This window comes from Prevotella koreensis, assembly GCF_003977605.1.
Classification (GTDB): domain Bacteria; phylum Bacteroidota; class Bacteroidia; order Bacteroidales; family Bacteroidaceae; genus Prevotella; species Prevotella koreensis.
The window spans coordinates 2375520-2385923 of the sequence record NZ_RYYU01000001.1 but is presented as its reverse complement, the minus strand read 5'-3'; the positions used below and the strand labels follow the sequence as shown (position 1 = coordinate 2385923).

Sequence of the window (10404 nt, the reverse complement as noted above, 5' to 3'; positions counted from 1 at the left end):
CTATTATTCCGGGCGCGAATAGTTAGGTGCCTCACTGGTTATCATTATATCGTGCGGATGACTCTCCATCACTCCGGCATTTGTTATACGGGTGAATTTTGCATTGTGTAGCATATCAATAGACGATGCTCCGCAATATCCCATTCCCGAGCGCAGACCACCTGCAAGTTGATAGATTACTTCCTGCAAGGTTCCCTTGTATGGCACACGTCCTGCGATTCCTTCCGGAACGAGTTTCTTTACATCCTTCGTACCGGCTTGGAAATAGCGATCCTTTGAGCCGTTCTCCATAGCCTCAAGCGAGCCCATACCTCTGTAACTCTTAAACTTACGACCGTTAAAGATTATCGTGTCGCCGGGACTTTCTTCTGTTCCCGCCACGAGAGAGCCTATCATTACCGAACTACCTCCGGCTGCCAGGGCTTTCACCACGTCGCCCGAATAGCGTAATCCGCCATCGGCGATGAGTGGAACACCCGTACCTTTCAGCGCACTGAACACGTCATACACGGCACTGAGTTGCGGAACGCCGACACCGGCAACCACTCGTGTGGTACAAATAGAACCCGGTCCGATACCCACTTTCACGCAGTCGGCACCATTGTCCACGAGCATTTTCGCAGCCTCTCCGGTGGCAACATTACCCACAACAATATCAACGTTGGGGAAAGAAGCCTTTGCCTCGACAAGTTTTTCTACCACAGACTTTGAATGTCCGTGAGCGGTATCAATCACAATGGCATCGGCTCCGGCCTCAACGAGAGCCTGCATGCGGTCGAGAGTGTCGTCAGTAACGCCCACTCCGGCAGCCACGCGCAGTCTTCCCTTGCTGTCCTTGCAAGCCATCGGTTTATCCTTGGCCTTGGTAATATCTTTGTATGTGATAAGTCCCACCAGACGATTATCCTTGTCAACCACCGGCAGTTTCTCTATCTTGTTAGCCTGCAGAATCTCCGCTGCGGCGTTAAGGTCGGTCTGAAGATGCGTCGTAACGAGGTTATCTTTTGTCATCACCTCGTCTATCTTCTTGTCGAGATGACGCTCGAAGCGCAGGTCACGGTTAGTGACTATACCCACAAGGTAATTATTCTCATCTACCACCGGAATACCACCGATATGGTATTCTGCCATCATTTCAAGCGCATCCTTCACGCAGCGGCCTTTCTGTATCGTCACAGGGTCATAAATCATGCCGTTCTCGGCACGCTTAACGATAGCCACTTCGCGGGCTTGTGCTTCAATAGGCATATTCTTGTGGATCACACCGATTCCTCCCTCGCGGGCAATGGCAATGGCCATCGCGCTCTCGGTCACGGTGTCCATTGCCGCCGTAACGAACGGAATGTTCATCTGTATGTTCCTTGAGAACATGGTTTTCAACTCCACCGTCTTAGGCAGCACTTCGGAATAAGCGGGAATCAAGAGGACATCATCAAAAGTGAGTCCGTCCATCACAATTTTATCTGCAACAAATGATGACATATATTTTGTGTACCTTTAAAATTTATTGCGTGCAAAAATACGCATTTTTTTTAAAACTTCATACGCTTTTCAACATTTTATTGGCAGATTAATTCAATTTAACGCGTTGTAGAGGTTTTTCAACTCCTCAACCACTTTGTTTCTTATGTTCAGACCATTCGCCAACAGTCTTATGTCGATTATTCTTATGCGGGCATAATCAGTAGTTAAGAATTAAGGGAAACAGGGGGAAACGCAAGGAATGTAACTATTTGAAATAGTATTATTTAGCTTTTTCTTGCTATTTTGAGGGTAAGCGAAAACGAGCATAAAACGGCAGGAGTTCCGTTACCAAATCGTAACCCATCGAGGAAAAAGCAAAAATGGATTACGAATTAAAGATAAATATTGCTGTCCGGTAAAAGCGAATTGAAAGTTTGCAATCCTTTTGTCTAAGGGCAATACAGACGTTTTTAGATCTATGGGGCTTGTATTCCAGTTATAAATCGTAAGCATTATAAAAGTGCTTGTTTTTATAAGATAATGATTTTGTTCTTGGATTTAAGGTCAAATAATATAGTATTAAAGGCAATTCCTCTTACACAGATTGGGAGAAAAAGTTTTAACGGACAACAATAAAAGATAAATAACTGTGTCATAGGTTTTTATTCCCCATCTTTCATTTTTCTGCATCGCTCAGAAAAACTTGTTCATCAGTACCTTTGCAGACAAAAAAATTTAGAAAAAACGACAGAAAAATGAAAGAAAACAAACTCAAAGTATCGTTCTTCGTTCAGGCGAAACGAACCGACAAGAAAGGACTTGTGCCCGTCATCGGGCGCATCTCAGTGAGCAGAACCCATTCGGGATTCTCCACCAAGAGCAAGACTTCGCTCACTCTTTGGGATAGCCATAAGCAACGGCTCATCGGCAAGAGTGCAATGGCGGTGTACGTCAATCAGAAACTCGGCGAATGCACCGCACTCATCCACGCACGCTTTCACGAACTCAGTGAAAGAGAAGAATCCTTTAACGCCACAGACGTAAGGGATGCCTATCATGGGCAAATCCACTGCTAAACCTTGCTCTTGAAGAGTTTCGGGGATTATCTCACACAGACAAAGGAGCACATAGGCATCGACCGATCCTTGAAGACCTTCAAACTTCGTACCTACCAATTCTCCTTGCTTCGTGAGTATGTGCAGAAAAAGCATAAAGTAAGCGACATTCCCCTTTCACAGTTGGACAAAGCCTTTATTGAGGGCTTCGAGTATTATCTCACCATCGACCGCAAACTGAAACGCAGCAGCATATCAAGTGCCCTTTCCGCCTTACAGACCATCGTTCGCATGGCGGTGAAGAAAGGCGTGTTGGACTTCTATCCGTTCTTGGGCTACAATTACGAGCGACCAAAGGATGAACCTCGAAGCATCACGCAGGAAGAACTCCAACGCATCATCCAGTTAGAGATTGAATGGGAGAACTACCGCATAGTCCGTGAATTGTTCGTTTTCTCTTGCTTTTCAGGGCTTGCAATTTCTGATGTCCGTAATCTTCGGGAGGAAAACATCGTCTTGGAAGAAAGCGAACTCTGCATCAAGGGCAGACGTATGAAGACCAAGACACCGGTACCGTGTGCAGGTGCTTCCTCCTGCTTGGGCAATAATGGAGCGGTACAGGGGAAAGCGTACGGGTTTTGTCTTTGACGTGCCAACCACCGACATTATTATCAACGGCATGCACCACATACAGAGAAACATCGGTATGGAAAGTCCGCTGGCCTTTCACATGGCGCGGCATACCTTTGCATCACTTATCACACTTTCGGCAGGTGTGCCTATCGAAACGGTGAGCCTGTATTTATATTCTGTCCATGCAGACAGACCGCAATTCCGTCGGAACAAAGGCATGCCGCATGGACAGAATGTCAATTGTCTGTTACAGGCGGACTACCGTCAAATGGCGACTTTATACGATTTCCCGTCAATGGAAACAACATAAATGCCGTTTGCCGTCAAGTTCAAAACAAAATGACGTGAAGTAACAATATGGTCGGCAACTTTCTTCCCGTCCGTTGAGTAGATGCATACCGTCGCGCCTATCGGTGCATCTATTATCGTTATTCTTCTGTCTGACACCTTGATTTCCATCTTGTCGTTAGATACGCTGCCGATTCCTGTGCCGATGTTCACATCAAAACTGTTCTTGGCATTTACCGACACATTGCCGTCAGCCGAGATTACCGTCCCCTCTGGAATCACGATGCTGCATCCTTTTTCGGGAACTCTCAATCCGCCGAAATCACAGGAAACAATCCATCGGCCCCACCTGCCATCCTCATCTTCGGACAGCGTGGGCGTGACCTCCTTGATCAGATTGTTGTCGGTGTCGAACAATTGAATTTTGGGGTCTGACGAGAGCATGACGGCCTGCCTGTAGTAAAAGCGCACCTCGCCGAGCACGTCAATGCCGTGATTGTCAAAGAGGCTGCACCATACATAGGTTATCGGCTCTATCGGCTTTGTATATCCACCGATGAAATCCACTCTCGTCTCTTCGTTGGTGATGTCCGTGCGAAATCTGGGGATCAGACTGCCTTCTGGCATTACGAGAGAATAGTGGACGTCTTTCTCAAAATTCATCTTCATCCCGAAGTCGGCATACGCCTGCCCCAGGTTCCAGTCCCAGCCCACATGCGCATCGAATGTCCTTACGGGCACTCCCTCGCGGTACAGGGTCATGGTGGGGCTGCCCACCGGCTCGGTCTCGGTCCCGTAGTAGAACCAGATATGCTCTTCGGTTTCTACCGAAGAACCGCTTTTCACCGAGCAGTCAGTACTTATGATCTTTTCGGGGACTTCAAAATCAAATTTCAGGTCTCCATTTTTTACGTCGGGCGCGCTCTTCAGGAAGATTGCCCCCGCCGGAATTTCCAACTTGTAGGAATTGCCCTTGGGAAGGACAAGTTTTTCGAAAGTGACAAGCACGATGCCTTTCTCCATATAAGTATAGGAGGTAATCACACCGGTTGCCATTGTCTTGTCTCCACAGGTTATGGTCGCCTTGGCATCTTTGGATATGTCAACATGAGCCGTAAATTCCATGTGAACCTGATTTATAGGCTCATAGACAAGCTTGTTCTCAATGCTGCACTCCTGCGGTACCAAGGTTGCAACGTCGTTGGCGTAAGCGGATATTGCGGACATACAGAGTCCGACAATACCGAGGAATAAATGCTTTTTCATATTAAGCTCCTTTCTTTAAATTTATTTGTTAATATTGAGGTCTGAACATACAATATGGGGAAGTATGTAACAGGCCGTAAAATCATCAGTGACGAGGTGTATTCACAACGGCTTTATAGGCATCTATCAACCCGTTCGTTCCAGCTTCCGAATGCCTTGTTGGTGTCGTATGCGTATGTCCCGATTTTCTTCGCATTCTTTGCGATGATTTCCCTAACCTGATAAGCAGAAAGTTGGGGATTGCGCTCAAGTATCAAGGCTGCTAATCCTGCCACATGCGGAGCAGACATGGAAGTTTCACCCTTATATGCAATCTCATTACCGGGTACTGTTGACAGAATAGATGTGCCCGGAGCCGTAACGAACATGTTCGACCCGTAGGCAGAGGTTGCCGAAAGCGTCCCGTCCTGTTTCATATTTGCAACGGCAATTACTTCCGGACGATAGTCTCCAGGGAAGGAGATGGGACCACTTGTGTTGCCTGCCGACTTCACAAACACGCATCCTCTGCCTTCGCGACCTTGTGACAGAGCCAAGTCGATTGCCTCCTTGACTATATCTTTATCGGAACACCACCATGAGCAAGAGATGATATCAGCACCATGCTGCCAAGCCCAATTTATTCCATTCGCCAGATTGCTTTCCAATTCTGTTGAACCAGACAGGGCGTTGCTGACAGACATTAAGGTGGCATCCGGGGCTACTCCTGCCACCTGTATCCCATTATTCCTTACAGCTGCTGCAATTCCTGCGCAATGTGTACCGTGGGCACCGTAAACCTTGCCGGGAGAACTTTTTGTTTCCGTATCATAACTCAAACTGCTGATATTGTCAGCCAAATCCTGATGGGCAAGATCTATACCTTGATCGACGATGGCAATTGTGATGCCGCGCCCTGTTGAATATCCCCATGCCCGGCTGACAGAAATATCCATCCCTTCATATGCCGAATTATACAGTCCCCATTGATTGAGGACGTTCGGATCATAGGAAATTTCGAGGGCATCGAAAGAGAAGCCCGGCGAGGAAGATGCAAACTTTCCGGATTCATATATCGAGTTTGCCACCACTACTGCATCTCTTCCAGAGGTTTCCGATACCCTCATGCTATACCATAGTGGCATAAAGGGATTCTGCCCTATAATTTCACAGTCGTATTGTCTTGCAGTACTTTGCAAAACTGGATAATCTTTTTCCGATTTCAGCTTTACATCGATATATCCTGTCGGGATAAGTTCCTTTCCGTCCTCAGTTACGAAACAAGACTGTATGGAGACGGCATCGGATTTGGAAGCGGCCGCAAGGAACTTGACACTTTGCGCTGTCATTGAAGGTTTTACCTTATAAACTTCTATTATGCTTCTGCTGTCAGAAATGCTCTTCTCAAATTGCAGGTTTCCGTTGCTGATACCTGCATTGCCGGCGAGAGGGGAGATTACTACTATTTTGGAGGCATTTTCCGTCAGAGGAATCCGTTTCCCATCATAATAATAAAATGCATCCTGAGCATAGGACACTATATTCACAGCTAATGCGAACAAAAGAAATATGATTGTCTTTTTCATTGCAAATACTATTTGATGATTATTTTTTGTGTATGGACCGATTTGCCCTGCTTTATCAACGTGCAGATATATACACCTTTGGAAAATTGAGGCACATCGATGTTCTTTGCTGACACAGGGGAGGAGAAAACACTCTGTCCACATATATTGAGAATGTAAATATGGTCACAGTTCTCAATGGAACTCAACTCTATCGAGCCGTCACGGTATGCCATGCGAATGTTCCGCCTGTATGTGATGTCGTCAATCCCGGTTTCTCTGGGATTGATAACGGGACGAATGGGATAACCAAGTGTTCTTATGCTTGAAGACCTACTTGGTCCTCCTGAACCAAAAGAAATATCCATTGCTGAAGAAATATGATCATCCGGCGCACCTTCTACCTTTTCAAGAATACCTGTCCAATAAACGCCTTTCCAATTCTGGAAATGATACGTTTTTCCTTGATTTGTATCGGCATATCCTGCAGCGGGAAGAAAAAGGGTGTTTTCATTTGCGCCATGGTGAAAACGAATGCCCCAAATGCCGTCCACTTCTTCCCATTTGTTCCAGCAAAGTCTCACGAGTTCTCCAATCTCTTCATATGTAGGCAGGCGCCACCGTCCGCCCCACTTTACCCTTGCGGCATCGTATTCCGTTCCGCAGATGTTTTCTCCGATATTCGTGCATAACATATAATAGGCAACTCCGGGAATCTCTTTATATCCTTCAAAGAATTTGTAATTCTCATTAGTATATTCCTCTTTAGGCTCTGTCTCTCCCCATGCAAAGTAGTCTCCGAAATCTATGGAAGATTCGGCTCCGATGTTGCAGGTTGCCCACAAAGTACCGCTCGGTAATCCCATATCTATATATTCGTGTCCGTCTATGACGTTTGTCTGCGCATGGGAAACAGAAACGAGTAGGATGCTTAATATGGATGTAAAAAGAAATCTCAATTCTGATGCTACGCAAACGGCTTTTTGATGCAGTCCTGCAAGTATATTACTGTAGCATATTTTTAGTGCTTGCAATGAGGTAAAGCATACACCTGCAGAAGAGAATATTTCCATAGGATAGCAGGCTAACTCACCATGAACCATAGATGCATGGGAAGGAAGCAGTTGGTCTGGGGTACTTGTTCCACAAGCTAATAGCGTCAGGTTGTTTGAAACACATCTATTTTCAAATAGCCCACAAACGGCTTCCTTTGCCAGTTGCGCATTAGAGTGAGTTATTTTTTTGTTTTTATCCAATCCATAATATCGGGTCTTGATACCATTTTGTCTAAGGACAATGGAACGAACCCTTGACGGATTTCCACCAATTTTCCCGATATAGTCCTCCATATCCTCATTGGCAATGGGAGAATTAGGAAGATATGCCGATATGCTATTGATATATACTGCTTTTTCCATAGGAGTATTATTTGGTTATTAAATTATATATTATGTATATCTGCTCTTTCAATTCGGAAATGGAAAGTTGGCTACTCAAAGCACTTCTGTATGACAATCCAATATATATATATCTAATGGAAGATATAATCTTTTCTGTTTCCACAGTTTGAGTAATCTCTCCTTTCTGTTTGGCAAGCTCTATTACCTCTTTCCACTCATGGTTCTTTCTTTTCTCGTATTCTTGAAACTTCTCTTTCCAATCCGGATAGTTGTCTTTCAGATACAAGATAAATGACATGAAATTGGCAGGAGTGACTGTGCCTTTTGTCATTATAAAAAATGATTTCATACGGCGACAGATGTTTTCTACACGATTATCAATGAAATCCTTTAATGGTGTTGAACTTGTAAATTCAAGAAAGTCTGTAGCATCATTAGTCAAGAATTCAAATACAAACCTATCAACGGCATGATTGAATATATCTTCCTTATTCTTGAAGTGATGGAACATATTGCCACGAGAAATGCCGGTCGCTTCCACTAAGTCCGAAAATGATACTGCTGCATAACCCTTTTTCAGAAATAGTCTGAACGACTCATTAAGGATAATGTCCCTTTTGCTTATGCTTTCTTTATCTATTTGTTTTTCCATTATTTCATACATGCTAAATTCAAAACAGAACGTTTGTTCTGTGTTTATGAGTGCAATATTATGAAAATTATTTCAATCCACCAAATATTTCGGAGGATTTTTCTTCAAAAAAAGTTTCATTTCTCTCTTTTTCTCATTTTGCAATAGAAAAATAGTTGTTTCTATTCATTTTTGATGATTAGGCAATAATGCTAAAAAATCCTGACAAATTACTTCCATTAAAATTAGTTGGTAATAATTTTAAGTGTTCCAACAATTTATTTCCGTAAAAACACACTGTTTTCATCAGAAAATACGCGAGTTCGGGTTAAGAAAGTCTCTATAAAAGTTGGTAATCTCGTTAGTTTTTTGTAACTTTATAGTTGTAAATCAAAAACTTACAAAACAACCAAGCGATGATTACCAAGGACAAAATTATAGAAATTTTCTGTATTATTGATGAGTTTGACAAGAATTTGAATGTTGAACTGAGTAAAAACCTATGTTTACCTTCCTATAATAGCAATGGAAAACGTTTTAGGAATCGTAAGGGAAGGCTTTCCGAGAGTGAAATCATGACCATCCTTGTATGCTATCATTTCGGTACATATCGTAATTTCAAGGAGTATTACCGGAACTGTATCCGTGGGTGGCTCAGGCATGAATTCCCAGCAGCCGTCTCCTATAATCGTTTTGTGGAACTCATGCCCCGTGTGTTCTTTAAGATGATGTTGTTCATGAAACTCTATGCCTTCGGCAAATGTACAGGTATAACGTTCGTTGACAGTACGATGATTCCGGTATGTCACAATGTAAGACGGTACTTTAACAAGGTCTTTGCAGGGTTCGCCAAGAGTGGAAATGGTACCATGGGTTGGTGTCATGGATTCAAACTGCATCTGCTTTGCAATGATTCCGGTGAAGTGATAACATTCTGTCTTACAGGAGCAAACGTAGATGACAGGGATAGCAGAGTGTGGACGGTATTTGCAAAGGTTTTGTATGGAAAGGTATTTGCTGACAGAGGATACATCAAACAGGAACTCTTCGAGAATCTGTTCAGTCAAGGTATTCGACTTGTTCATAGACTTAAAGCAAAGATGAAGAATAAACTTATGCCTATATGGGACAAGATTATGCTAAGAAAAAGATATATCATCGAATGCATTAATGAACTGCTAAAGAACAAAGCGAACCTTGTACATTCACGACACCGTTCCATACATAACTTTATCATGAACTTATGTTCTGCCCTTACGGCATATTGTTTTTTTGAGAATAAGCCGGAGGCACTGCCTGTATATGTGGAAAAATCAAGGCAGTTGGAACTCTTTTCATGCTAAACTTATCCCGAACTCGCGTAATAACTGTGTTTATTTGAGAAAAGAATGTCTGCTTAACCTTTCTTTGGCCAAGAAATATATCAGCAAAACTTGGAGAGGATATCTTTTGTTTCATGCCATAAAGGTACAAAAAGTATTTGATATGAGCAAAGAAAATGAAGAGTTTTGCAGAGGTCTCGTAAAGGCATTGTTGCAGGAGCTTGTCGGTTTGACAAAAGAACTCACCGCCTTGCAAGAGAAGGCGGTAAGTTTGACCATTGACTATCGGGATAGATGAGATATGCGTGATGGGATTATATTCCCCCAAGCATTTTTTGCAGCAGATTGCCCGATGAGCGTGTTATTTGGAAATCCACCGTTTGGTTTTCCACAGATTTTATCTCAGTTGTCTTGAAACGGCATAGGGCTTCCTGACGTTCCAATGTGTCACGGACGGAAGAAAGGTCTTGTATCTGCCCTGCAAACGTTCCATTGGGAGATTGCAGATAAATCATTTGTCCCTTCGTATTGTCAGGACGTTTGTTCTCAAACTTGAGCAAAATGGTGGTGTCCGTGCTGTCCGCCGGTGCAGCGGCTGTTACTCCGTGTACGGTAACCGTACCCGAATATACCTGCTTATAGGGCAGGAAACAGGCTACTGCCAAAAGGCAAAGCAATACCGCTCCTATGGCGGTGATACCATAGCGGACAAATGCGGAGGGTATCTGCCCAACGATACTGCGTACTTTCTCGCTGCGAAGCTCAAAACTCCGTTCCTGTTTATTTTCCTGTGTTTTCATA

At 43.8% G+C, this 10404-nt stretch carries 8 protein-coding genes and 1 pseudogene; 3 read left to right on the top strand and 6 right to left on the bottom strand.

Annotated features, from left to right (window positions below; genetic code table 11):
• Nucleotides 1–3 precede the first annotated feature (3 nt).
• On the bottom strand, nucleotides 4–1482 hold the full coding sequence (gene guaB / locus EHV08_RS10170) for an IMP dehydrogenase (protein WP_126679164.1): 1479 nt from the start codon (nucleotides 1480–1482) through the stop codon (nucleotides 4–6).
• Between the two features lie 737 nt (nucleotides 1483–2219).
• On the opposite strand from guaB, the pseudogene EHV08_RS10165 reads away from it, so the two are divergent.
• Nucleotides 2220–3462, top strand: a pseudogene (locus tag EHV08_RS10165) (phage integrase SAM-like domain-containing protein).
• Here the strand turns inward: EHV08_RS10165 and EHV08_RS10160 are convergent.
• The 4 genes from EHV08_RS10160 to EHV08_RS10145 all read right to left on the bottom strand — a co-directional run bounded on the left by EHV08_RS10160 (nucleotide 3417) and on the right by EHV08_RS10145 (nucleotide 8302).
• Nucleotides 3417–4706, bottom strand: coding sequence for a DUF6383 domain-containing protein (locus EHV08_RS10160; RefSeq protein WP_203227066.1), 1290 nt, complete (start codon nucleotides 4704–4706; stop codon nucleotides 3417–3419). The pseudogene EHV08_RS10165 and the gene EHV08_RS10160 overlap by 46 nt on opposite strands.
• 113 nt (nucleotides 4707–4819) lie before the next feature.
• On the bottom strand, nucleotides 4820–6271 hold the full coding sequence (locus EHV08_RS10155) for a S8 family peptidase (protein ID WP_126679163.1): 1452 nt from the start codon (nucleotides 6269–6271) through the stop codon (nucleotides 4820–4822).
• 8 nt (nucleotides 6272–6279) lie between these two features.
• Nucleotides 6280–7668: a T9SS type A sorting domain-containing protein gene (locus tag EHV08_RS10150; protein ID WP_238988067.1), complete on the bottom strand. Its 1389-nt coding sequence runs from the start codon at nucleotides 7666–7668 to the stop codon at nucleotides 6280–6282.
• Between the two features lie 7 nt (nucleotides 7669–7675).
• Nucleotides 7676–8302, bottom strand: a complete 627-nt coding sequence (locus tag EHV08_RS10145; RefSeq protein WP_126679162.1) for a TetR/AcrR family transcriptional regulator — start codon at nucleotides 8300–8302, stop codon at nucleotides 7676–7678.
• A gap of 395 nt (nucleotides 8303–8697) precedes the next feature.
• Here EHV08_RS10145 and EHV08_RS10140 point away from each other — a divergent pair, with 395 nt between their 5' ends.
• Both EHV08_RS10140 and EHV08_RS11835 read left to right on the top strand, forming a co-directional pair.
• Nucleotides 8698–9624, top strand: a complete 927-nt coding sequence (locus EHV08_RS10140; protein WP_126679161.1) for an IS982 family transposase — start codon at nucleotides 8698–8700, stop codon at nucleotides 9622–9624.
• Nucleotides 9625–9766: 142 nt separating this feature from the next.
• Nucleotides 9767–9901: a hypothetical protein gene (locus EHV08_RS11835; protein WP_262707391.1), complete on the top strand. Its 135-nt coding sequence runs from the start codon at nucleotides 9767–9769 to the stop codon at nucleotides 9899–9901.
• A 16-nt stretch (nucleotides 9902–9917) separates the two neighbouring features.
• On the opposite strand, the gene EHV08_RS10130 is transcribed toward EHV08_RS11835, so the two are convergent.
• Nucleotides 9918–10403, bottom strand: a complete 486-nt coding sequence (locus EHV08_RS10130) for a hypothetical protein (protein WP_126679160.1) — start codon at nucleotides 10401–10403, stop codon at nucleotides 9918–9920.
• Nucleotide 10404: the final 1 nt, after the last annotated feature.

Excerpts from the sequence above, each read along its gene's own strand:
- EHV08_RS10155 (WP_126679163.1), bottom strand. The coding sequence starts at position 6,271 with ATGAAAAAGACAATCATATTTCTTTTGTTCGCATTAGCTGTGAATATA.
- EHV08_RS10130 (WP_126679160.1), bottom strand. The coding sequence starts at position 10,403 with ATGAAAACACAGGAAAATAAACAGGAACGGAGTTTTGAGCTTCGCAGC.
- guaB (WP_126679164.1), bottom strand. The coding sequence starts at position 1,482 with ATGTCATCATTTGTTGCAGATAAAATTGTGATGGACGGACTCACTTTT.
- EHV08_RS10150 (WP_238988067.1), bottom strand. The coding sequence starts at position 7,668 with ATGGAAAAAGCAGTATATATCAATAGCATATCGGCATATCTTCCTAAT.
- EHV08_RS10160 (WP_203227066.1), bottom strand. The coding sequence starts at position 4,706 with ATGAAAAAGCATTTATTCCTCGGTATTGTCGGACTCTGTATGTCCGCA.
- EHV08_RS11835 (WP_262707391.1), top strand. The coding sequence starts at position 9,767 with ATGAGCAAAGAAAATGAAGAGTTTTGCAGAGGTCTCGTAAAGGCATTG.
- EHV08_RS10145 (WP_126679162.1), bottom strand. The coding sequence starts at position 8,302 with ATGGAAAAACAAATAGATAAAGAAAGCATAAGCAAAAGGGACATTATC.
- EHV08_RS10140 (WP_126679161.1), top strand. The coding sequence starts at position 8,698 with ATGATTACCAAGGACAAAATTATAGAAATTTTCTGTATTATTGATGAG.